Annotated in this window: 20 protein-coding genes; 15 read left to right on the top strand and 5 right to left on the bottom strand. The window is 48.2% G+C overall.

The window, feature by feature from the left end; translation table 11 throughout:
* The first annotated feature begins 84 nt into the window (after positions 1–84).
* Positions 85–1,869, top strand: coding sequence for a phosphomethylpyrimidine synthase ThiC (gene thiC / locus MKY44_RS03490; protein ID WP_341009773.1), 1,785 nt, complete (start codon positions 85–87; stop codon positions 1,867–1,869).
* 534 nt (positions 1,870–2,403) lie between these two features.
* On the opposite strand, the gene MKY44_RS03495 is transcribed toward thiC, so the two are convergent.
* From MKY44_RS03495 to MKY44_RS03510, 4 genes are all read right to left on the bottom strand, one after another.
* The gene (locus MKY44_RS03495) at positions 2,404–3,090 is read right to left on the bottom strand and encodes an aspartate/glutamate racemase family protein (protein WP_341006037.1); all 687 of its coding nucleotides are present in this window, start codon (positions 3,088–3,090) and stop codon (positions 2,404–2,406) included.
* 178 nt (positions 3,091–3,268) lie between these two features.
* Positions 3,269–3,436 carry a hypothetical protein gene (locus MKY44_RS03500; RefSeq protein ID WP_017690769.1) on the bottom strand — a complete coding sequence of 56 codons (168 nt, stop codon included), beginning with the start codon at positions 3,434–3,436 and terminating at the stop codon, positions 3,269–3,271.
* Positions 3,437–3,901: 465 nt separating this feature from the next.
* Positions 3,902–4,720 (bottom strand): zinc ribbon domain-containing protein, encoded by an 819-nt coding sequence (locus tag MKY44_RS03505; protein ID WP_341006038.1) that lies wholly within the window; start codon positions 4,718–4,720, stop codon positions 3,902–3,904.
* A gap of 73 nt (positions 4,721–4,793) precedes the next feature.
* A complete protein-coding gene (locus MKY44_RS03510; RefSeq protein WP_341006039.1) occupies positions 4,794–5,744 on the bottom strand; it encodes a helix-turn-helix transcriptional regulator in 951 nt (316 codons plus the stop codon).
* Positions 5,745–6,049: 305 nt separating this feature from the next.
* Here MKY44_RS03510 and MKY44_RS03515 point away from each other — a divergent pair, with 305 nt between their 5' ends.
* The 5 genes from MKY44_RS03515 (at position 6,050) to MKY44_RS03535 (ending at position 9,604) form a co-directional block, all read left to right on the top strand.
* The gene (locus MKY44_RS03515; RefSeq protein ID WP_211085189.1) at positions 6,050–6,745 is read left to right on the top strand and encodes a response regulator transcription factor; all 696 of its coding nucleotides are present in this window, start codon (positions 6,050–6,052) and stop codon (positions 6,743–6,745) included.
* Positions 6,738–7,826 (top strand): HAMP domain-containing sensor histidine kinase, encoded by a 1,089-nt coding sequence (locus MKY44_RS03520; protein WP_341006040.1) that lies wholly within the window; start codon positions 6,738–6,740, stop codon positions 7,824–7,826. The genes MKY44_RS03515 and MKY44_RS03520 overlap by 8 nt, the downstream gene beginning before the upstream one ends.
* Before the next feature lie 99 nt (positions 7,827–7,925).
* Positions 7,926–8,789 carry a M15 family metallopeptidase gene (locus tag MKY44_RS03525; protein WP_341006041.1) on the top strand — a complete coding sequence of 288 codons (864 nt, stop codon included), beginning with the start codon at positions 7,926–7,928 and terminating at the stop codon, positions 8,787–8,789.
* A 28-nt stretch (positions 8,790–8,817) separates the two neighbouring features.
* Positions 8,818–9,378, top strand: coding sequence for a VanZ family protein (locus MKY44_RS03530; RefSeq protein ID WP_341006042.1), 561 nt, complete (start codon positions 8,818–8,820; stop codon positions 9,376–9,378).
* A 13-nt stretch (positions 9,379–9,391) separates the two neighbouring features.
* Positions 9,392–9,604, top strand: a complete 213-nt coding sequence (locus tag MKY44_RS03535) for a hypothetical protein (protein WP_341006043.1) — start codon at positions 9,392–9,394, stop codon at positions 9,602–9,604.
* Between the two features lie 141 nt (positions 9,605–9,745).
* Here MKY44_RS03535 and acnA read toward each other — a convergent pair whose 3' ends face one another.
* A complete protein-coding gene (gene acnA / locus MKY44_RS03540; protein ID WP_036614112.1) occupies positions 9,746–12,460 on the bottom strand; it encodes an aconitate hydratase AcnA in 2,715 nt (904 codons plus the stop codon).
* Between the two features lie 362 nt (positions 12,461–12,822).
* Here acnA and MKY44_RS03545 point away from each other — a divergent pair, with 362 nt between their 5' ends.
* The 9 genes from MKY44_RS03545 (at position 12,823) to MKY44_RS03585 (ending at position 23,108) form a co-directional block, all read left to right on the top strand.
* Positions 12,823–13,842: an amidase domain-containing protein gene (locus MKY44_RS03545; RefSeq protein WP_405171539.1), complete on the top strand. Its 1,020-nt coding sequence runs from the start codon at positions 12,823–12,825 to the stop codon at positions 13,840–13,842.
* 137 nt (positions 13,843–13,979) lie between these two features.
* Positions 13,980–15,080 (top strand): D-alanine--D-alanine ligase, encoded by a 1,101-nt coding sequence (locus tag MKY44_RS03550; protein ID WP_036614110.1) that lies wholly within the window; start codon positions 13,980–13,982, stop codon positions 15,078–15,080.
* Positions 15,081–15,110: 30 nt separating this feature from the next.
* Positions 15,111–15,434 carry a hypothetical protein gene (locus tag MKY44_RS03555; RefSeq protein WP_036614107.1) on the top strand — a complete coding sequence of 108 codons (324 nt, stop codon included), beginning with the start codon at positions 15,111–15,113 and terminating at the stop codon, positions 15,432–15,434.
* Positions 15,435–15,589: 155 nt separating this feature from the next.
* Positions 15,590–16,591 (top strand): UV DNA damage repair endonuclease UvsE, encoded by a 1,002-nt coding sequence (gene uvsE, locus MKY44_RS03560; RefSeq protein WP_074093415.1) that lies wholly within the window; start codon positions 15,590–15,592, stop codon positions 16,589–16,591.
* 107 nt (positions 16,592–16,698) lie between these two features.
* Entirely contained in the window at positions 16,699–17,562 is an 864-nt protein-coding gene (locus MKY44_RS03565) for an inositol monophosphatase family protein (protein ID WP_405171540.1), read from the top strand.
* A gap of 165 nt (positions 17,563–17,727) precedes the next feature.
* Positions 17,728–18,018: a hypothetical protein gene (locus MKY44_RS03570; RefSeq protein ID WP_341006045.1), complete on the top strand. Its 291-nt coding sequence runs from the start codon at positions 17,728–17,730 to the stop codon at positions 18,016–18,018.
* A gap of 201 nt (positions 18,019–18,219) precedes the next feature.
* The gene (locus tag MKY44_RS03575) at positions 18,220–19,542 is read left to right on the top strand and encodes a stalk domain-containing protein (RefSeq protein ID WP_341006046.1); all 1,323 of its coding nucleotides are present in this window, start codon (positions 18,220–18,222) and stop codon (positions 19,540–19,542) included.
* A gap of 250 nt (positions 19,543–19,792) precedes the next feature.
* Positions 19,793–21,580, top strand: a complete 1,788-nt coding sequence (locus MKY44_RS03580; protein WP_341006047.1) for a sensor histidine kinase — start codon at positions 19,793–19,795, stop codon at positions 21,578–21,580.
* Positions 21,555–23,108, top strand: a complete 1,554-nt coding sequence (locus MKY44_RS03585) for a response regulator transcription factor (RefSeq protein WP_341006048.1) — start codon at positions 21,555–21,557, stop codon at positions 23,106–23,108. The genes MKY44_RS03580 and MKY44_RS03585 overlap by 26 nt, the downstream gene beginning before the upstream one ends.
* The last annotated feature ends 26 nt before the right edge of the window (positions 23,109–23,134 follow it).

Genomic DNA, 23,134 nt, shown 5'->3' on the forward strand with positions numbered 1-23,134 from the left:
TGACGAAACCAACCAAACAAGCGACGAACACTGAGGAGGAGACAAGCGAACATGAGTACAGGAAATCAAACGGGACAACAAGCGATGGAACAGCAACATAACGATCAGCAGGTGGAAAAGGAAACAGGGGCGGCCGGACGGGTTCAGCCCTTTCCCGGCAGCCGCAAAGTCTACATTCAGGGCTCACGGCCGGACATTGCTGTTCCGGAGCGTGAGATAGCCCTTCATGACACGAATACTCCCCAAGGGGTGGAGCATAACGAACCGCTGCGTGTCTACGATACGAGCGGCCCGATGACCGATCCCGCATTTCATGCGGATATCCGTGCAGGTCTACCAGCTCTGCGCACTCGCTGGATCACAGAGCGTGGCGATGTCGAAGCTTATCAAGGCCGTACGGTTAAACCGGAGGATAACGGACTGAAGCCCGGAGGGAAGAGAGCCGGCGCCGAAGAGTATCCCGGATTACGTGGCAAACCCTTGCGGGCACAGCCGGGACGCTGTGTAACCCAGATGCACTACGCGAGGCAGGGAGTCATTACGGCAGAGATGGAATTCGCCGCCATTCGTGAAGGCGTGGAACCGGAATTTGTGCGGCAGGAGCTGGCGAGTGGACGGGCCATTCTGCCATCCAACATCAATCACCCGGAGAGTGAGCCGATGTTGATCGGTCGTCATTTTCACGTGAAGATCAATGCCAACATCGGCAACTCTGCCGTATCTTCCTCCATTGAGGAAGAGGTGGAGAAGATGACTTGGGCGGTACGCTGGGGATCGGATACGGTGATGGATCTGTCCACAGGCAAAAACATTCATACCACCCGGGAATGGATTATCCGCAATTCACCTGTGCCGATTGGTACGGTGCCGCTGTATCAGGCGCTGGAGAAGGTGAATGGCGAAGCGGAAGCGCTGACCTGGGAGTTGTACCGTGACACTCTCATTGAGCAGGCAGAGCAGGGCGTGGACTACTTTACGATTCATGCAGGTGTGCTGCTACGTTATATCCCGATGACCGCCAAGCGGATGACAGGTATTGTGTCTCGGGGCGGGTCCATTATGGCAGCATGGTGCCTTGCGCATCATCAGGAGAATTTTTTGTACACCCATTTTGAAGAAATCTGCGAGATTATGAAAAGGTATGATGTGGCGTTTTCGCTGGGAGATGGACTTCGTCCAGGCAGTATCTACGATGCCAATGACGAAGCTCAGATGGCGGAACTGGCTACGCTCGGGGAACTGACACAGATCGCATGGAAGCATGATGTGCAGGTGATGATCGAAGGTCCGGGGCATGTACCGATGCATAAGATCAAGGAGAATGTGGACTTGCAGATGGAGATCTGTAAAGAAGCACCGTTCTATACGCTGGGGCCGCTGACGACCGACATTGCCCCGGGTTACGATCACATCACGTCCGCCATTGGGGCGGCCATGATTGGCTGGTTCGGCACGTCCATGCTCTGTTATGTTACGCCAAAAGAACATTTGGGCCTGCCCAACAAGGATGATGTGCGGGAAGGGGTCATCGCCTACAAGATCGCGGCCCACGCTGCCGATCTGGCGAAGGGCCATCCGCGTGCCCAACGCCGGGATGATGCATTGTCCAAGGCACGGTTCGAGTTCCGCTGGCGTGACCAGTTCAACCTTTCGCTGGACCCGGAACGGGCGCTGTCCTACCATGATGAGACGCTGCCGGCAGAAGGGGCCAAAGAAGCTCATTTCTGCTCCATGTGCGGACCTAAGTTCTGTAGCATGCGCATTACGCAGGACATTCGTGCCTTTGCCGCTGATAAAGGATTGTCCGAGAATGAGGCTGTAGCTGCCGGGATGCAGGAAAAGGCCGAGGAATATCGGACACGTTCCTAGGCGCCGGTACAGCGCAAGCTGGGCAGTCTGACATCGTTTGAAGGTGAGAATACTGCTATCATGTCTTCTTCATCATCATATTGATCAGCTTCCTGATACTTTTTATCAGCATTATGGTTGATTGTCTAGCAGATGTTTAATAAAATGAATGTAAGTAAACACCAATAAGAGTAGCCAGGCCAATGGCTACTCCTGCACAGCATTTGCGGTGGGTATTCCTCCGAGTGCAGCAAGTTCAGATGAAGTGACCCGTCAGGCCGTCAACCTGTGGCGGGTCACTTCTTTTTACGATCGATGTATGTCAGGAGCGCAATAATTAACATCGCGAACACGATTACGTCGTTAAAAGAGAAGTTCATAGGATCACCTCCCACTGGAGGCAAGCCTATTTCCCACCACAAATTGGCTGTACAAAGTGATTATACCATTTGAAATGCTCTTGTTCGAGAGCATTTTTATTTTGCAAAAGGAGTCAATATAGTAGTTTTCACATGTTTTTAGTGATTGTAATGTTTCACTCCAAATCAGCCACTACTATCGAGCCAGGCCCAAATTCTTCTCCAAATACATCGCAAGCAATGCTAGCGGGCTATGGATTGGAATACCGCGATCTACTGTAACCTGTGCAGCTGCGGGAGCCATAGACAGTTGGGCTGCCACTACCGTTTTACGCGGATACTGCTCAGCAATCTGCTGTAAGCCTTCACGTACCGCTTCGAGATACCCTTGCTGATCTCCACGCATAATCAACTCAAATGTCCCAGGGATGCACACCGCATCCGTCTGAGATGTCTTGGCAACGTGTAGTTGCCCATTCTCAACCTCTTGCTGTAATACCTGATTCATTCGTGCCATCGTGCCTTCAACGGTTGCCGGGTTGGTGAATGCTATTATGTAATCTCCTGGTACTCGCCGCATCTCCTGCAATAACGGATCATCTATGCCGATCACAGGCACAGGGACCTGTGTGGCTTCCTGCTCCAGTACTGTCGCAAACAGGGTACACGTAACCAGAATGGCATCGGCATGACACTCAGCGATCCATTGGAGCGTCTGGGCTACCTTCTCGTGAATAACGACCTTGGAAAAATCAGCGTCATGTTTAAGACGGTCCAGACCTGGATCGACGTAATGGACCAATTCAACTTCATAAGGAGCAAGCGTCTCTTCAATTAAAGCGATGTTGGAATAATGAGCGTGAAAACAACCAATGGTGATCATGTGCTAAGTCCCCTTTTACAGTTCGTATATGTCATGGATCTCGTAGATATTTTAATCATTATAAAAACATGCCTGAGGACTGTACAGTCGTTTATGGCTCAACGCCAATAACCGCCCTTCCGCCAAGCTGCGGAAAGACGGTCGATAACCTGACTCGACTAGGGTCCGGTGTCCATTTTTATCTAAGGGAAGGAGAAGCATTTTTCTTCGCCATTTTTTGCTGTAAAATTTCATGAAAGGATAGACCTTGAGTGTTCTCATTCTCCTTTTTAGGAGCAGTGGTCGCCGTGTTGCGCGGATATTGGTGATGGTACGGGATCATTTGCTGAATAGGCATGCGGATCATCTTGGTTCCTCCTTTGATGCGTTTTTTTGAATTATGTATTTCGACTGGTTACCATGCCAGGTGCGCATATAGGTACATGTGACTTGTTAGACGAAATAGAAGAGTTTAAAGCGTAATTCCAATTGGATTGTAGTGATTTTACCCGGTTTTAAGGAGATGTAAACGTTTTTAGGCAAATTCAGGAACAAAGGACCTGATATGAGAGGTTTGATATGGGAGGATCGAATCGGTTGTTATGTGAATAGTCCCAATTTTAAGGAAGTCAATGGTACCCGCATATGAGGCATATTGTCTGGTTAAATGATGCAAATCATGCTAACTAACTTGGTACCATGGTCGGGTTGTTTAGGGGGTAATGTAGTTCCGGATATAACAAAAAACTGCCGAGTGTACTCGGCAGCTTGCTTGATATGAAGATGGATGCGATGAAACTTGGATTCTGTCTGAGGTGGTATCGTGTTGGCTTTATCTACTTTGGCGAACAGCGATGTATATATCCACTTGTACACTTTCGGGATTCAGGCTGCGTTCATCATATAATTCAAAATCCCCGGTGAACGTACGATCGCTTTGTTTATCCCATGCCCACACGGCTCCCCAGGCTTCGTGAGCAACCTCTGCCATCGGTCCTTTTCTGGAAGTGAATACGGCGTAAGTTGCAGGAGGGAGTAAAATGTCGTCCAATCCTTCAGGCAATGATTCGTTCGGACTGACCTCATGCCCTACCAGTATGGTGTATTCTCCGGTTATCCCATCGGTGTAATCCGTGTAACAACCATAGCGAGCAACTTCGGTTGCAGGGAGGTGCTCTGAGGCAAAATAATTGTTCCAGAGTCCCTGAATACAGCCTTTGCCACTGATCTCAATGGCATTGGTTGTGCGGGCGGATACGCCGGCAAGACGTTTGCCTGGGAGCGTGACATAACGAACGGGCCGGGTTGAGAACGAATGATCTGTTGTTACCTGACCAGGATTAGCGGAAAAAGTAGGGTTTTCAGCGAGAGATTCTGCATGTTGATCCGTTGTATTTGTGCGCCAACGCTTCAAAAAAGGAAGCTGATTACGCAGCATCGAACGAGCGGATTCCTCATCCATGCCTTCGTCCTTCAGAATGGCAGTGCACATCTCCGTCATGCCTTCAAGTGACATACCGGGCTGCTCAAACTTGCCCTCTTTGTAACAATAAATGCAGTACTCACGGGTTGTGCTTCCATCTGCTTCCGTTCCGAATTGGGCAGGGGTTGTGAGCGGCATGCCGCAGCTTTGACATACAGTGACGTTCATGATTAGTTCCTCCTCATATATGTAGAGATTGAATATATCTGAAGTATACGAGGAGGAACTGGACAGCTGTCTGTCAGGTTTGAGTCGGGGAGATATAATTTTGTACAATTTGCTCCGCGATACGGCAGATTTCATCCCGAATATGCTGAGGTTCCAATACTTCAACGTCCGCGCCGAAGCCCAGAATGAATCCATATAACCAGCCATCCTCGGGAAAAGCAACCTGGCTGATGTAATACCCAGTCCCATCAGGCATGACGTTCTCGATCCCAAACCATTCTTCCGCAATATGACGGACGCGAGCATGGAATTTCAAGGTTAACCTAGCTTGATTGTCCGGACGGCTCCATTCCTGTTGCCAGGGTCTGTCCTGTGGGTTGATGACTTTACGCTCGAAGTGCTCATTAGCAAGTGTGACATCTTGCATGCGCACAAGCTTGAACATGCGAAATTGATTCCGCTCGTGACAAAAAGCATACAGATACCAGGAATGCTTCTTGAGTACGATGGTATGAGGGTCGGCAGTTCGGTGAGTATGGATACCTTCCGCACTGCAGTAGGTAAAGGTTACGGGGCGTAATTGATCCATCCCCTGTTCGATAAGTTCAAGCTTGATTTTCAGCGCTTCGGGATGTGTCCAGGTTGAATAATCAACGATGAATCGATTGGTATTGGCCTGAAAATCGTCATTTTTGGATTCAGGTACGATACTGCTGAGTTTTTCGACCAGAAGCTCACGCGCCGCATTAGCATGGGAAGTGGATACACTGCGCAGTGCAGTGACGATGGAAGCGAGGTCCTTGTCTGTTAATACGTTTCGATCCAGACGGTAGCCCTCTGCCAGACCAATCCCGCCGCTTGCCCCCTGATACGTCACCACCGGAATGCCAGCTTGGCCCAATGTGTCGATGTCCCGATAGATGGTTCGGATCGATACTTCGAACATATCTGCCAAGTCTTTGGCTTGTACCCGTCCACGATTGATTAGCAGCACTACGATGGCTAATAAACGCTCCAGTTTCATAGTTTTAATGTCCTTTCATTTATGGATCTATATAAATTGGACAACATTTACACTGAACACTACGATGACAGAATAACCTTCCAATCGCTGTTATCCCCAGATTTTTTGATTCCCTTTTGCAAAGGGGAAAATCCGGTGATAAAGGCGAACGCTTCGCTTTTTCAGGTTTTTTCTGTCCTCTCCGTTAAAGTGTAAAGGAAAAGTCCAACTTATATAACATTGCTTTCAATTGTTTATCTGGTACTTATCTGTTAGATTCATAGGTGTTATAATGCCCAGCATCACACATAGGAGTGGAATAAGCAATGAAGCGAATTACGATTCTGATCGCAGACGATGAAGTTGAGATCGCTGATCTGGTTGCTTTACATTTACAAAAAGAAGGATATCACACCATCAAGGCCTTTGACGGGAAAGCGGCGGTTCAAGCTGTTCAGACCCAAGCGATCGATTTGGCGATTCTGGACATTATGATGCCTGGCATGGATGGGTATGAGGTGACCCGTAAAATTCGTGAGCAGCATCATTTACCGATCATTTTCCTGAGTGCCAAAACGTCAGATATGGACAAAATTACGGGACTTGTGATGGGCGCGGACGATTATATGACCAAACCGTTTAATCCGATGGAACTTGTTGCCCGGGTCAACTCTCAGTTGCGTCGTTCGCTGCAATTCAGCCAGTCTGTGCCTGTGCAGAGGTCCATTCTGGAGAAGGGTGGGCTCATTATCACGCCAGATCAACATCGCGTTACACTCTACGGCAAACCAGTGGAACTAACACCGAAGGAGTTCGACATCTTGTATCTGCTCGCGAGTCACCCCAAGCAGGTGTTCAGTGCAGAAAACATTTTTGAACAGGTGTGGGGAGAAGCCTATTACGAGAGTGGGAATACCGTGATGGTCCACATTCGGACCCTGCGCAAAAAGCTGGGAGAAGATGTGAACAAGAACAAGTTTATCAAAACCATCTGGGGTGTGGGGTACACGTTTAATGACTAAACGAAGAAGTTTTCGCACAACCATGATTATGTTGTTAGGGTTGAGCATGCTTGCTTCTGGCGCAATTACCTATGGGATTTACAAGCTTTTACAAGCTTATTATTCGGGTGTCCGTGCGGAGGATCAGCTCGCTGAATATCGTCATTTTATGAAAAGTATCGGGGATATCTATTTCTTCCTGATCTTATTTATTCCACTGGCCATTTTATTTTTCTTCTGGTTTACCAAGCCCTACGCGACGTATTTCAAGGACATTTCCACAGGGATCAGGCATTTGGCCAATGGAGACTTTCAGCATCGTGTGCAGATCTCTTCGAAGGACGAGTTAGGTACGATTGCAGAGGATGTGAACCTGGCAAGTGAGAAGCTAAGGGACGCGGTGGAACGAGGGGATTTTGCTGAAAATAGTAAAGATCAGCTTGTCGTTAATCTGGCGCATGACCTGCGAACCCCGCTGACGTCTGTGCTTGGATATTTGGATCTGCTCATGAAGGATGATCAGTTAACGGAGGAGCAGGTGCGGCACTTTACATCGATTGCATTCACCAAATCACAGCGTCTGGAGAAGCTGATTGATGATTTGTTCGAAATTACCCGTATGAATTATGGCATGCTGCCTATAAATAAAACACAGCTGGATCTTAGCGAACTGCTGAAGCAGATGAACGAAGAACTCTATCCTGTATTTGAAAAGAACCAGCTAGTCGCCCGACTAAAAATAGACACTGACCTTACGGTCTCCGGTGATGGAGAGCTGCTGGCTCGTGTGTTCGAGAATCTGCTGATTAACGCTGCACGGCATGGCAAGGATGGCATGTACGTAGATATTAATGGATATCGGGATGCAGAACAGGTCATCATTCAGGTAATTAACTATGGTGGACATATTCGTCCGGAGGAATTGCCACATATCTTCGATATGTATTACACCGGAGATCGCGCTCGGACCCCCCAGGAGGGTGGGACAGGCCTTGGTTTATTTATTGCACGCAATATAGTGGAACAGCATGACGGGACGATTTCGGCGCAGAGTGATGTGGTACGGACGTTATTTGAAGTTCGTTTGCCCGTATTCCAATAAGGCTCGACGTCAAATTTAAGAAAAACTTTAAAATTGCCCTGCTTTTTCTTTAACTTGTGTTGTCTATCCTTGATGTATGAGGTAAAAGGAGGAACAAGCATGAAAAAGTGGGGCTTTTTAATATGTATCGTTTTGATCGGATATATCGTTACGCAATCACCGGGATGGATTCAGCAGAAGGATGAATTGCCCATCGAGATCCAGAATACGCGTGAAAATCCCGCAGGTTATACCGTATTCGTCACCGGAAACATTGAGGATCAGGTACATAAGGGGAACTTGTTACTGGTTAATAAGCAATACCCCATTGGCGCGGAAGGGGTTAAATCCGATATTGTATATATAGCGGATGAGGATGAGCTGCTTCGTGGATATGGAATCATGGATCGGAAAATCATGTTATCTCGGCAGGTGGCGCAGGAGTTTCAGAGGATGGTGGAAGCAGCAGGCGAAGAGGGAGTCCGATATTTTCTCGTCAGCAGCGGGTACAGGGATTTTGAAAAGCAGGACGAGCTATATCAGGAAAAGGGTTCAGACTATGCACTTCCTGCGGGTCACAGTGAGCACAATCTCGGATTATCCCTGGATGTTGGTTCAAGCTTGGCTGCCATGAATGAAGCACCAGAGGGTGCCTGGCTGGAGAAGAATGCATGGAAATACGGATTTATTTTACGTTACCCGAAGGATAAAGTGCGCATCACCGGTATTCAGTATGAACCATGGCACTTTCGATATGTAGGGCTGCCGCACAGTGCTGTCATGCATAAGAATAATTTGGTGCTGGAAGAGTATCTTGATTTGTTAAAAGAAAAAGAGAACATTACTGTTGAAGTAGAGGGTGAGGAGTATCATATCCGTTATTACCAGGCCACCCAAGATACGACCGTTTACATACCTGAGCACGGCCAAACTGAAATATCGGGTGATAACATGGATGGTGTCATCGTCACCGTAAAGAAATAACAGGGCAACACAAGGGAGGCGAAACAACATGAAGCACAACAACCAGAAGAAAAGCAAACATTACATCCTTTGGACTGCCGTGTTCATTATCTATGTATATCTGCTGACGAAGCTGATCCTGTTCAAAGGAAGCCCGGTCGATTTTGGCATCGTGAAGGATCGACTGATGGCGTTCTTGCAACAACCGGATCTGGTCCATACCCGAACCGTCAACCTGACACCATTTCAGGAAATCTCACGAGACTGGAACAGTCTATCGTTACATCGTCCGGGTACAGCAATCCATCTGGTAGGCAATATACTGGCTTTTATCCCGCTGGGCATCTTCATTCCCGTGTTGACGGGTAACAAGTTATTCTCCGGAGTAAAAGTGCTACTGCTGTCTGTGCTGCTCAGTTTGGGTTATGAAGTGACACAGCTGTTGACGGGCATGGGGATATTCGATGTAGATGATCTGATGCTCAATACGCTTGGCGGCTTCATTGGATATATCATTTATACCATGGCTATGGGTCTGAAAAAGGTGTTGTCGGTAGGGGAATCCCGCGTGACGACGAAAAAGTTAAATTCTAAGGAAAGTCACGTGTAAGGAGGGGAACAACTTGATGATTATAATGGCTGTACTGTTCATTAGCGCAGGGCTAATGTTTCTCGTGTATCCACACAAGGTAACGGATGCTTCGGAAAAACAGATTGCGGAGCGAGTGATCATGTCTAGATGGGTTGGAGGCTCGTTAATTGCTCTGTCGTGTTTGTTTCTGATCATGGGCACGATTCAACTGTTAGATCAAGCCACACATCACATTGGGCATTAAAAGGTAGTTGGCCTTGGAAATTGATTTTTAAACATATTCCTATTATAAAAAAGCAAAGCAAAAAAAGCTCCCCGCCACGTGCTGATTGCACGTAATGGGGAGCTTTTTTGTATAACTTCATCACATTAATGATTCATGTAATTAAGCTTTTTTCATCATTTGACGCAATACAGTTTGCAGGATACCGCCGTTATGGTAGTAATCCACGTCAACCATGCTGTCCAGACGAGCGATGACAGGGAATTCGAACTGTGTACCGTCTTCACGAGTTACGGTAACTTTCAACTCTTGTCCTGGCTTCACATCATTGCTGAGGCCAGTAATGTCATACGTTTCACGTCCGTTCAGACCAAGGCTGGACCAGCCGTGACCTTCCTGGAATTGCAATGGCATTACGCCCATGCCGACCAGGTTACTACGGTGAATCCGCTCGAAGCTTTCTGCGATAACGGCTTTGACGCCGAGCAAGAATGTTCCTTTTGCCGCCCAGTCACGGGAGCTTCCTGTACCATACTCTTTACCTGCGATAACGATCAGGTTCTGTCCTTCATCCTGATACTTCATGGAAGCATCGTAGATGGACATTTCTTCGTCCGTTGGCAGGTACTTCGTGATACCGCCTTCTGTACCAGGAGCTACCTGGTTACGAATACGAATGTTGGCAAACGTACCACGCATCATCACTTCATGGTTACCACGGCGTGAACCGTAGGAGTTGAAGTCTTTGCGCTCTACGCCATGCTCTTTCAGGTACAGTCCAGCCGGGCTGGATGGTGCAATATTACCTGCTGGCGAGATGTGATCCGTTGTTACGGAATCCGCAAGCAATGCCATAACACGTGCAGAACGGATATCTGCGATATCGTTCAACTTGTCGCCAAGCTCTTGGAAGAACGGAGGGTTCTGAATGTACGTGGAGTTCGGGTCCCACTCGTACAATTCACCTTCAGGTACAGAAATTGAATTCCAACGCTCATTGGCTGTAAATACGTTCTCGTACTTGTTGCGGAACATCTGAGCGTTCAGGGAACTTGCGATGGTATCCTTGATTTCCTCGGAGGTAGGCCAGAGGTCTTTCAGGAATACAGGCTCATTGTTCGTATCATAACCGATTGGATCGGTTTCAAAGTCAATATTCACTGTACCCGCAAGTGCATATGCCACAACGAGTGGTGGAGATGCCAGGTAGTTGGCTTTAACCTGTGCATGCACACGGCCTTCGAAGTTACGGTTACCGGACAATACAGCCGCTACGGTCATATCGTTCTCAGCAATAGCTTCGCTCACTTCGTCCGGCAGTGGGCCAGAGTTACCAATGCATGTTGCACAACCGTAGCCCGCAACGTTGAATCCGAGTTTGTCGAGATACGTGATCAGACCTGCTTTTTCCAGGTACTCGGTAACCACAAGGGAACCTGGTGTCAGACTGCTTTTCACATATCCTGGTTTGGTCAGGCCGCGTTCAACTGCTTTTTTCGCCAGCAGTCCCGCTCCAACCATAACACTTGGATTCGAAGTGTTCGTACAACTTGTGATCGCCGCGATCACAACAGCGCCTGCTTTCAGTTCACTGTTGGAACCGTCCGGATGCTTCACAGGTACAGATTGTTCGATTTTCTCATCGCTCAGACCGTAGCCGCCTTTATCTACAGGTGTGCGAATGATGCTGTTGAAGCTTTCTTTCATTTGTGTCAGCTCGATGCGATCTTGTGGACGTTTTGGTCCTGCAAGACTTGGTACAACAGAGCCGAGATCCAGTTCAATCACATCTGTGAATTCAGGGTCAACGGTGCTGGAAGTACGGAACATGCCTTGAGCTTTGTAATAAGCTTCAACCAATTCTACTTGCTCGTCAGGACGGCCAGTGTTGCGCAGATAGTTCAATGTTTCACTATCAACAGGGAAGAAACCGATCGTTGCGCCATACTCTGGTGCCATGTTGGCTACTGTTGCGCGGTCAGCCAGACCGATGTTGGCAAGACCTGGTCCGTAGAACTCTACGAATTTACCAACAACGCCTTTTTTACGAAGCAATTGGGTAACGGTCAGTGCCAGATCCGTTGCTGTTGCGCCTTCGCTCAGGCTGCCTGTCAGTTTGAAACCGATAACGTCCGGTGTTACAAAATAAAGCGGTTGGCCCAGCATACCTGCTTCAGCCTCAATACCACCAACACCCCACCCAACAACACCAAGTCCGTTGATCATGGTGGTGTGGGAGTCTGTACCTACGAGGGAATCCGGGAATACAACGGTTTCGCCGTCCACGGTTTTTGTTGCTGCCACGGAAGCCAGATACTCCAGGTTAACCTGGTGAACGATCCCTGTGGATGGTGGAACTGCACGGAAGTTGTTGAATGCCGTTTGCGCCCAACGCAAGAAGCGGTAACGCTCTTCATTACGCTCAAACTCAACTTTGATATTGTAATCAAGTGCATCGTTGGTACCAAAAGCATCAACCATAACGGAGTGGTCGATAACGAGATCGACCGGTACGAGCGGGTTGATCTGTTTTGGATCGCCGCCTGCTTTTTTCACAGTATCACGCATTGCAGCGAGGTCAACGACAACCGGTACACCGGTGAAATCCTGCAGAACGATACGTGCAGGGATGAATGGAATTTCCTTGTTATTGTCACGGCCATCTGCCCAGCCGGTCAGTTGTTTTACATGTTCTTCGGTGATAGCACGTCCGTCGAATTGACGAATTGCTGCTTCAAGCAACACTTTAATGGAGAAAGGAAGCCTGGAAAGATCGCCGTGGCCGTTTTCCTGAAGAGCATCGAGACTGTAGTAGCGGTAAGACTTGCCTCCAACCTCAAGACTGCGAGCGGCGGAGAAATGATTCTTTGCTGACATACATGTACCTCCTTGGGATGTGTCGGTGAGATGAAGAAAACGTTCATTTAGGTGAAGAACAGGCCTTCATCGTTCCGTGTTCTTGTTCGTTAGTTTCATCAGATGAAACGTAATTTCATAATCATAACTTTAGTTTTAAGTATACCGTTTTCACCTCCGTACGTAAAGGTCTTTTTGCCTGATCAAGCAAGCTTTTGAACGGATGAAGGCGTTTTCGTGAAGCGAGCAGGAACAAGATATCTTGTGTACCTGTATTTGCCGAATTTCGAATCTCCCTCCTGAGCCGTGTACATACAACCGAAGACCCTTTCATATGAATAGTAGGAGTTTATATACGCAATGAAATATTCCGGACAGAACTCATGCCAAAGGGGGACATAGGCTTGGAACGGGAATGGAAGAGTGCCTTATATACTTACGTGAACCAGTACAATCGCTGTGAGATCGACTACCGTCCACAGACCAGCGAACGGATCGTTACCGATCCTGACTTCGTGGTGGAACGGGGAGAGCGTATGGCAAGGCTGGACGAATGGTATCGTAAGCGGCGCGCCGTGCCTCTTCGCAGCGAGACCAGCGCCAAGCTTGTGCGCACGCTTATGGATGGCCAGGAAGAAGCGGTGGTGGATGTACAATTGTACAGCAGACTGTTCTACGAGAAGAGCGGTATCACCCACCGGGAGGACCGGATTGAGCGGGAGCGGTTAACCTTTCTGCGGCAGAGTGGTGGATGGGTCATTGGACGGGTCGAGCGAGAAGTGCCGGAGCGTCGCCCTGCTGGGGAAGGACGTCCGTTTCAACAAGCTGATTTTGTACAGGCGATGAATCGGCCGCTTCTGAATCGGGAAGTGTTGGGTCAAGGAAGAAGCTCACGGCAACAATCATATCGCAGAGATTTGGCGGTCGCCTATGCAGATCGGTGGTGGAATGCGGGGAATCCGGCATTTGAGGAATTTGATGTGGATTGTACCAATTACGTGTCCCAATGTCTCTTTGCAGGGGGCGCACCCATCCACTATACTGGTAGAAGAGAAGCCGGCTGGTGGTATAAAGGGTATGTGAACGGCTCCGAAATGTGGAGTTACAGTTGGGCAGTTTCCAACAGTCTGGAGCGTTATTTGTCAGGCAGCAGCTGGGGTCTGACCGCGACAGAAGTGGAGCGTCCTGAGCAGCTGATGCTCGGCGATGTTATTCTCTACGATTGGGACGGAGATGGACGATTTCAGCACAGCACCGTTGTGACCGCGTTTGATGCGGGCGGTATGCCGCTTGTTAACGCACATACGGTTAGCAGCCGTCACCGCTTTTGGGATTACCGGGATTCTTACGCTTGGACGGAGCGGACGGTATACCGGCTTTTTCATATTGCAGATGAGTTTTGATGACGAAAGATTTTCGGGATGCGGTGACGCAGACATCCAGTTCCGTGTAAAATAAGACCAGATAATGCAAGCAGAATAACAAGGGTGCTGAGCATGCAAGCATGACAGCATCAGGCACAGATAATCGGAGGGTACACATGAGTATGGATAAATTAAAAGTAGGCGTCGTGTACGGCGGAAAATCGGGCGAGCATGAGGTGTCGCTGCAAACGGCGTTTGCTGTAACAAACGCATTTGATTATGAAAAGTATGAACTGGTTCCTTTTTATATCTCCAAGCAGGGGACGTGGAAAAAAGGACCTGTCATGCATGCGCCGTTCGCGCAGATTGAAGACTTGAAGCTGGAGCAATCGGCAGGCGGAACGCAGGATGCACTGAACGCCCTGTTTGGCCGTTTGTATGGCGGAGCAGAAGCGCTGGACGTGATGTTCCCTCTGCTGCATGGTACGTTTGGAGAGGATGGCACCATTCAGGGCATGTTTGAGATGGCGGATATGCCATATGTAGGTGCAGGTGTACTGGCTTCGGCTGGCGGCATGGACAAAGTGGTCATGAAAAAGCTGTTTGCACAGGCTGGCATTGACCAATGTGCCTTTACGTATTTTAACGCGACACAATGGAAGCAGACAGAGCACGAAATGATCGTACAGGTCGAAGATCAGCTGGGGTATCCTTGTTTTATCAAACCGGCGAATCTGGGCTCTAGCGTGGGAATCTCCAAAGCACGTAACCGCGATGAGCTGAAGACAGCTGTCGAGTTTGCACTTCGGTATGATACGAAGGTTGTCATTGAGGAGTTCGTTGAAGCCCGCGAAGTTGAGGTCAGCGTCCTTGGCAACGACGAGCCCATGGCTTCCGTTCCAGGTGAGATCGTATCCTCCGGTGAGTATTATGACTATGCAGCCAAGTATATTGATGGTCAATCACAGATGCTGATTCCAGCTCCACTGGACCCAGAGGCCGCAGATCGCATTCGCGAGGCAGCTTTGCAGGCGTTCCGTGCGATTGAAGGTAACGGTATTTCACGTGCGGACTTCTTCATTCGGAAAAATGACGGCGCCTTGCTTATTAATGAAGTCAACACCATGCCTGGTTTCACACCATACAGCATGTATCCACTTCTTTGGCGTGAGACAGGTGTATCGTATGCCGAACTGCTGGATCGCATGATTGAACTGGCACTGGAGCGTTACAACCGCAAGCAGGCACTGAATTACGAGAACGGCGTACAGGCGTAGCCTGCGACCACAAGATCAGGAGGGATATGCATGGGATTTCAGACTGAATTCAATTCCGTATGCAAGTTCAAGAATGAGCAGGAGCTGTTCGAACTTCTTGAATACGGACGCGGCAAAATGGTCAAACAGGGCTTCCGGGTATTTCCTACCGGCCAGAAAGTGATTGCATACACACCGGATAACGTGGCTGTAGCCATCGTCAAGATCGTGGTTTCCATTGCAGAGATCAACTTCCAGGGGCAAGAGGTAACCGAGGTGGAGATGCAACTCATCCGCAAATTGACTGAGGAAGAATCACGCATCCAGACTGCCCTTGCGGATGAGATGTTCTTTGGGGAGCAAGCACAGGAGTAGTTGTTGACTGTAAGTGCGGGTCGGAAGGACGGATTTGCCAGAATACGATTATGGTCACTCTTTTAGGGTAAAACTTGGTTATATACAGTGACGGTACATCCTGACGGCTGAATATGCCGTGCGGGTTCTCCGCCCTAATAGAGAGGAAGAGATTCATGCTCGTACGCTTTGGTTACGTGGCAATGTCCGTGCTTATAGAGAACGCCTCGCCTTCCCGGACCATGACCATGTCGAGTTTTAACAAAATCGATGACAGGGAAGCCGCGATCCGCAAGCTCGAACGGATTGCAGCCGAGAACCTGCACAATACATTACGTTTGCTCAGGCACAACAAGGGTAGCCATATTCATGTATATCGCTTCTCTTCCAAATTGATTCCACTGGCAACACACGAGGACCTGAATGATTGGGACCCGTTCCCGGCGCTAAAGCAGGACTTTGCGGCCATTGGTGATTTTGTGAAGGAAAATCATATGCGTGTGTCCTTTCATCCGGATCATTTTACCGTACTTAGTACCCCCCGCGAGCAAGTTCTGCACAACTCGATTCGCGACCTTCGTCATCATGTTCGGATGCTGGATGCCATGGGATTGAATGCCACTGCCAAGAACAATATACATATTGGTGGTGCATACGGGGACAAGCCTTCGGCGGCGCTTCGTTTTGAAGAAAACTTTTTGAAGCTGGATCGGGACATTCAGGAGCGGCTCACACTCGAAAATGATGACAAAACGTTCAATGCGCCTGAGACACTTGCCGTGTGCCAGCGCTTGGGATTGCCCATGGTACTTGATATCCATCACCATTGGGTGAACAACGAAGGAGAACAGGCATGGGATCTGTGGCCTGATATTCTAAAGACCTGGCAGTCACCGCTTGCCCAGGCAGATTCACCGGCTGATCAGCCATTGCCACCCAAAATCCATGTCTCCAGTCCGAAGAGCGAGAAGGATCTGCGAGGTCATGCTGATGGTGTAGAGGTAGAGCCTGTGCTCGATTTCTTGCGTCATATCGCAGCAGACACCCCAAGACTTGACGTGATGATTGAGGCCAAACGCAAGGATGAGGCTCTTGTGCAACTGATGCAGAAGCTGGCATTCTATCACGAAGAGGGTGTGGAGTGGGTGGACGAGTCTACCGTCATCATTCATCCGTAGTGCCAAAAGGGGCCTGGGCAACGAGAAACTTTATGACCTGTGGGGCGTATACTTTTAACAAGTATTTCAACTTTTCGTAGATTGATATAGAAAGTAGAGTGAACGCTTTGAATGAGAAGGAAAAGACACCTTATGTCGTGACAAGCAAAAGCTATACTGCCGTTGCCATTAATGCAGCTTCCAAAGCTGGCGAATGGATCAAAAGCCGTCTTGGGACGGTAGCTGAACTTGGCACCAAATATTCACCCCAAGATCTGGTGACCGAAGTGGATAAAGGAGCGGAGCAGATGATCCGCCGCCTGATTCTCACGCATTTTCCCCACCATGCCATTCTGGGTGAAGAAGGCGTAGAACCGGGACCGGAAGCTTCGGCAAAAGCACTGAAAGAGGCTGAGGAAGAAGAGTTCCTGTGGATTGTTGATCCTGTGGATGGAACGACGAACTTTGTACACGGATTCCCGTTTTATTCGGTGTCCATCGCATTGGCTCACGATGGTGAAGTCATTGTCGGCGTGATCTACGACCCTTCCCGTGATGAGATGTTTGTTGCGGAAAAAGGGAAAGGAGCATATGTTCACGGAAACCGGATGCTTGTATCTGGTGAACAGGAACTGGCTCAGAGCCTGATTGCGGTTGGATTCCCGGCAGACACAACCTTTGCGTTGCCACTGAATATGGCCGCTGTGCAGGCGCTTGCTCCGCAAGTTCGTAACTTGCGTGCAGGCGGATCTGCCGCCCTTCATCTGGCGTATGTTGCCGCAGGACGTCTCAGCGCCTACACCGAAGTTGGCCTGAAACCGTGGGATATAGCCGCAGGTGCGCTGTTGGTTGAAGAATCAGGCGGCAAGGTGACGGATACCATCGGAACGCCTTACCAACTGTCTGTAAACCATGTCGTTGCCAGCAATGGCAAAATCCATGATGCACTGACGGATGTGCTGAAGGAAGCGAAAGCAACCGGTCTGGAGTGAGTTTATTCAACTCATCTGCTCGCCTTTATCACCGGATTTCTCCCTTGGAAAAGGGAATCAAAGAAATCTGGGGATAACAGCGATCGGAAGATGGTTCTGTACACGAAGTGAAAGTACAATAGTATGGTTAACGCAAGTATGACTTTAATTAAAGGAGCGAAAACAATGGATGAATCCAAAGAACTGGAACGACGGCTCAGTGATATGCTGACGGAAGGGGACATGGAAGAGTCCGGCGACACCGATCAGCGTGAACGCCAGCTGATTCCTCCCAAATATGAAGTGCGAATCCAGACAGAACGTGATCCAATTGTCGAGGAAACGTTAAAGTACCGGAAGATGGCACGTGAAGTGGACGATCGTTATGATCGGTATCTGGAGCGAGCTACCGGGAACAAACCGGAGAGCGACACGGGTCATTCGAACTCTAAGGACTCGAATAAGCCGCAATCTTAACTAATCACTGAACGTCATAGCTGAGCTTAACCAATAACAGGCTCCCCTTTAGGGAGTCTGTTATTTCATGTGTGCTCTCAGTAGAGAGGACAACGCCTACTTTGAAATGATAGAATAGAGTAACACGACTTATATCATTGGAATGACCGATGTACTATATATTAGTGTAATTATAGATTCGCGAGAAGGAGTGTTACCTGAATGAAGCGTAAACGTATATGGGAAAATACAGCTGCCGGTTTAACGGTAAGCATGTTGGCAGGAATGCTGCTCTTCACATCTTCTGCATTGCCTGCACACGCGGCTGACACCAAAACCGGTGTATTGCCAACGGGTACAAACGAGACTTCGCTGACAGCGAAGAAAGATGCAGTAGCCGTAACCAAGGAGTTCCGCATCGTCACATTAGGAGATTCCATAACGGTAGGTTATGAGCCCAACACAAAAGAATTGCCTTATGGTTATGTAGAACGTCTGCAGGAGCAAGGTTTGCTGCATGGACGTACACAGGTGGACAACTACGGGATTGCCGGATTGAAAACAAGTGGCCTGAAAAACTTTACTACTGCAATTAAGGATGGAAAAACGCTGACTTCTGAAGCTATTCAACCAAGTCTTCCTGATCCAAGAGCGGGACAGATCGGAGCCAATACTGCTGCAATCCGTGAGAGTGTAGCACAGGCCAATCTGGTTGCAATTACCATTGGGGGAAATGATGTATCTGAGCTTCTCGGTACAGCAGACAAACTGAGTGATCAGGAACTGCAAGCGAAGGTTAAAGAATTATTCGCAACATATACAGCCAATGTAAGTGCAACGATTAATGATATCCATGAAATTAATCCGACAGCTGCAATTGTCATCGCCGACCAGTATCAACCGATGCCAGAAGTAGCAGGCAAGGCACTCTATGCCAAACTGATGGAGGCATCCCAAGGTTTCACACAGACCATTGATGGCATTGCAGCACAATTCACTGCTCAGGGTACCGATGTCAAAGTCGCACACGTGGCCAAGGAGTTTGTTGGTGGTGAAGGCACGATGACACATATGATCAAAGATCGTGATTTCCACCCGAATCAATTTGGATATGCGGCCATTGCCGAAGTATTTGCCAAAACGATCTGGGGAGATTACACCAAGTTGACTGCACCTGCCACAGGTGAACCAATGAATATTATCGTGAGTGGCAAAACATTAAATACTCCGTACAAACCGATTATCCGTAACGGCAAAAACTTTGTGGCGATTCAAGACATCGTGAATGCGGTCGGTGCTACTACAGTGTGGGATAACAAAACTTCAACCGCAACCATTACATATGGAGACCGAAAGGTTGCTGTGAAGATTGGTGCCAATGCTGTGAAGGTAAATGGAGCATCGGTTACTGTGGATACACCTGCATTCCTGAATAAGGTAGGCAAAGAATCCAAAACATATGTACCACTTGCCATGGTGGCTGAAGGTCTTGGCTTTGATGTGCAATATGTAGCGAAGCTGAAAACTGTTTTTGTTAATCCGTAAATTGTATTTCATACTTTAACATGATGTTATTCAACAGCCAGAATACCTTGATCTGTTCAAGGTATTCTGGCTGTTTTGTGTTCTTTTTGAGTTGCTGACACACATGTATACCTTCTCTAATGACCTAAAATGTTGCATAAATATATCTTGTCAGATGACCAATGGATGTGTAAATATGAAAATAACTTACAATAAAACCACTAACCTATAGCATGACAGGCACCCCTCGCAAGCCAAAGGAGCGCTTAGGATGAACAAAATTAAGAACGCTTTCACAACACTGCCGATTCATCACAAAACGATTCTTCTCATCGGATTGTTGATGTTAATCAGCTTTACGTTTTATGCGTCCGTACTCCGATATGTGTTCAGTATCTATGACCGTCAGATCTATGAGAAATCCTCGCAGGTCCTCAATATGTCCTCGGTAGGTATTGAGAATCAACTACGTGAAGTTTCCAATCTCTCCTTCAAGGTGATGTCAGACGAGCCGCTTCAACAATATTTGCTTCAACTTGAAAAGGCCGAGACGGGATATGAGAGAAATGGTCTGCGCAAGAAAATTACCAACCGATTGGTTGCTTATGCGGGTTCTGAGAAATACGTCTATTCCATGCTATTTATCGATAATGATAATAACGTCATGGCTGCAGGGAACCGGGAAGGGATTTCGGAGTCGAAGCAAAGGGAACTGGTATCGCTGGGAGATCAATATACAGGCTCCAATGTCTGGCACACTAGCGGGGATAAACAAGCCAGGCTTTTATCTGTACGACAGGTGAAATCTTTTACTGGGGGCGCATTTACACTGGATAAGCTCGGGACTCTAATTATCCGAGTGCGTCTGGACCGAATCGTACAGGATCAGATGCAGGAACCCGCAGAGGACTCACAGTTATTGATTTCGGATGGAAAAGAAGTAATCTATCCAACCGAATCTTCGGTAAGTGAAGCTGAGATTGAATCGGAACTGAAGCGTACCCAACCCTATGGAATTGCCATGTTTGAGCAGGGGAGACACTTTGTAGCCCGTGCCAATTCTTCCTACACAGACTGGACGTACCTGTACACCACACCTTTTGACCAGATGTTTAAAAAAATTCAGTTTGTTAAACAGTTGGTCACGGTTATTTTTATCATGATTTTTCTGGCGGCACTCATAATTGGAGCAAAGTTCTCCCGCAGTATTACCCATCCGATTGCGCAGCTGATCAAGAAGATGCGTAATATCGAAAAAGGTGATCTGGATAAACTGGAGGAGGCTGCCTTAGGTAACGTTCCGATGTCTCCACAGAATGAGGTTGGGCTGCTGCATCGCACATTCAAGATGATGCTTCAGCGGATTCGTGAATTAATTGATGAGAATTATGCGAAGCAACTGGTGATTCGTGAGACTGAGTTGAAAGCGCTTCAAGCACAGATTAATCCTCATTTTCTATACAACACGCTTGAATCCATTAACTGGATGGCCAAAGTACAGAAACAACGTCAGATCTCGGAAATGGTTGAGGCGCTTGGATTCCTGCTGCGCAGCTCTGTGAATATGACGGAGAAGTGGATCACGCTGGAAAGAGAGCTGGACATTGTCCGCAGCTACGTTACAATTCAGCGCACCCGTTTTGAAGAGAGACTGGATTTTGATATGGAGATTGCACCTGAGGTGGGATCAGCACGAATTCCCAAGTTAACATTGCAACCGCTGGTAGAGAACGCCATACATTATGCACTCGAACCAAGCATTGATCCTTGCCGAATTCGAATAAGGGCGAGAGCAGAGGGAGAACAAGTCATTATTGAAGTCGAGGACGATGGTCCAGGGATGACACCGGAATTCCTCGAACAATTACAAGAAGGACGCATACAGACAAGAGGACAGGGCATTGGGTTATCTAACATCCAGGAACGAATCAGACTGACCTTTGGCGAAGAAGGCAGAATGGTGATGAGCAGCAAGCCCGGATCAGGAACTGTAGTATCGATCAGCATACCTTGGATTAGAGAGGACGATGACGATGTACAAAGTGATGCTCGTAGATGATGAACGTGTCATTCTGGAGGGGATATCCCAAGTGGTCGATTGGGCCGCAGCAGGTACGGAATTAGTGGGTACGGCGCGGAATGGGATTGAAGCGCTGGACAAAATCGGGCAGTCGAAACCCGATATTATCATTACGGATATTTCCATGCCGGGTCTGGATGGTCTGGGACTCATAGAGAAAGCATCCGAAGCATACCCGGGAGTACGGTTCATTATGTTATCTGGTTATAAAGAGTTCGAATACGCCCGTAGAGCGATGCAGTATGGTGTGAAGCATTATTTGCTCAAACCCTGCAACGAGAATCAGATCCATGATGCGTTAACTGAACTGCTGCAGGAACATCAAGATGCTCAGGTGAAGGAACATGTTGCCGGTGAGATGAAACAGCGATTGCAGCGTGTCCTTCCGCATGTGAAGGAGCAATTTCTGCTGGAGTTCATGACCAACCGCACCTATGGGCCGGTTGATCTGGAGTATTATCAGGAGCTGTTTGATCTGGAGCTTGAAGAGAACGCGGTTCGGTTACTGCTGTTCCGAATTGTGGATGAACATGATTACAGTCACTTATTTGCGATCAAAAACATTGCCAGTGACCTGCTCCCACATGTCCTGTTAAGCACAACCATTGAAGGCAAACTCCTCATCCTGCTTGCGGATTCAGTAGATCCGGCCGGACTTAAAGAAAGTATTGAAGAGGTTCGGACTGCATTTACCAGACTATATAAATTGGAAGTGACCGCTGCGCTGAGTGAAGCAGATCGAATGATTCAGTCCCGGCGGTTGTTTCGTGAGGCATTGCAGTATCTGAACCATCGCTTCTTTATCGGTGAAGGCAAGCTGATCACGAAGAATGATCTGGTTCTGGCCGGAGAATGCGACGGGGTGCATGTAGAACAGGATGCGGAGCAACTGTGTCAGTTGATCAAATCGGGTAATACCGAGGAAACAGCGGTAGAGGTGGATCGTCTGTTTGATCTATTGTCGCGTCAGCAACTGGAAATTGAAGTGACTCGCTCTTACGTAGTGCAGCTGTACTCGGCGATGGTTCATGTCTGTCCACCTGAGGAGGCAACGGAATTCACCCAGCGTATGGCAGAACTGCCGCATATCGATACGTTATCTGGTTTGAAGTCTTTTGTTGCAAGCAGTGCAGCCCGATTAACTTCCGGTTATTACAAAAACCATATCAGTCGCCAGTCTTCTGCCGTGGAGAAGATGATGGATATCGTGGATCGTCATTATGGAGAGGCGGATCTCTCTCTCAATGGGGTCGCGCATCAGATGTTGTATATGAATCCGGATTACCTGGGCAAGATTTTCAAAAAAGTCACAGGCGAGAATTTCTCCAACTACGTGAATCGCCTGCGCATTGAACGCGCATGTGACCATATTCGCAGAGGCGGGGATGTGAAAGTATTCGAGCTTGCTGAATTGTTCGGATTCGGCGGGAATTCGCAATATTTCAGTCAGGTGTTCAAAAAGTGGACCGGTATGACACCTACGGAATTCCGCAGGATCGGCATATAACAGTGGACTACCAATCATGTGATTCA

Source organism: Paenibacillus sp. FSL R7-0026, assembly GCF_038004485.1.
GTDB lineage: Bacteria > Bacillota > Bacilli > Paenibacillales > Paenibacillaceae > Paenibacillus > Paenibacillus xylanexedens_A.

What these genes read in the sequence shown, in the direction of transcription:
- thiC (WP_341009773.1), top strand. Translation starts at nt 85, where the DNA reads ATGGAACAGCAACATAACGATCAGCAGGTGGAAAAGGAAACAGGGGCG.
- MKY44_RS03495 (WP_341006037.1), bottom strand. Translation starts at nt 3,090, where the DNA reads ATGATCACCATTGGTTGTTTTCACGCTCATTATTCCAACATCGCTTTA.
- MKY44_RS03500 (WP_017690769.1), bottom strand. Translation starts at nt 3,436, where the DNA reads ATGATCCGCATGCCTATTCAGCAAATGATCCCGTACCATCACCAATAT.
- MKY44_RS03505 (WP_341006038.1), bottom strand. Translation starts at nt 4,720, where the DNA reads ATGAACGTCACTGTATGTCAAAGCTGCGGCATGCCGCTCACAACCCCT.
- MKY44_RS03510 (WP_341006039.1), bottom strand. Translation starts at nt 5,744, where the DNA reads ATGAAACTGGAGCGTTTATTAGCCATCGTAGTGCTGCTAATCAATCGT.
- MKY44_RS03515 (WP_211085189.1), top strand. Translation starts at nt 6,050, where the DNA reads ATGAAGCGAATTACGATTCTGATCGCAGACGATGAAGTTGAGATCGCT.
- MKY44_RS03520 (WP_341006040.1), top strand. Translation starts at nt 6,738, where the DNA reads ATGACTAAACGAAGAAGTTTTCGCACAACCATGATTATGTTGTTAGGG.
- MKY44_RS03525 (WP_341006041.1), top strand. Translation starts at nt 7,926, where the DNA reads ATGAAAAAGTGGGGCTTTTTAATATGTATCGTTTTGATCGGATATATC.
- MKY44_RS03530 (WP_341006042.1), top strand. Translation starts at nt 8,818, where the DNA reads ATGAAGCACAACAACCAGAAGAAAAGCAAACATTACATCCTTTGGACT.
- acnA (WP_036614112.1), bottom strand. Translation starts at nt 12,460, where the DNA reads ATGTCAGCAAAGAATCATTTCTCCGCCGCTCGCAGTCTTGAGGTTGGA.
- MKY44_RS03545 (WP_405171539.1), top strand. Translation starts at nt 12,823, where the DNA reads ATGCCAAAGGGGGACATAGGCTTGGAACGGGAATGGAAGAGTGCCTTA.
- MKY44_RS03550 (WP_036614110.1), top strand. Translation starts at nt 13,980, where the DNA reads ATGAGTATGGATAAATTAAAAGTAGGCGTCGTGTACGGCGGAAAATCG.
- MKY44_RS03555 (WP_036614107.1), top strand. Translation starts at nt 15,111, where the DNA reads ATGGGATTTCAGACTGAATTCAATTCCGTATGCAAGTTCAAGAATGAG.
- uvsE (WP_074093415.1), top strand. Translation starts at nt 15,590, where the DNA reads ATGCTCGTACGCTTTGGTTACGTGGCAATGTCCGTGCTTATAGAGAAC.
- MKY44_RS03570 (WP_341006045.1), top strand. Translation starts at nt 17,728, where the DNA reads ATGGATGAATCCAAAGAACTGGAACGACGGCTCAGTGATATGCTGACG.
- MKY44_RS03575 (WP_341006046.1), top strand. Translation starts at nt 18,220, where the DNA reads ATGAAGCGTAAACGTATATGGGAAAATACAGCTGCCGGTTTAACGGTA.
- MKY44_RS03580 (WP_341006047.1), top strand. Translation starts at nt 19,793, where the DNA reads ATGAACAAAATTAAGAACGCTTTCACAACACTGCCGATTCATCACAAA.
- MKY44_RS03585 (WP_341006048.1), top strand. Translation starts at nt 21,555, where the DNA reads ATGTACAAAGTGATGCTCGTAGATGATGAACGTGTCATTCTGGAGGGG.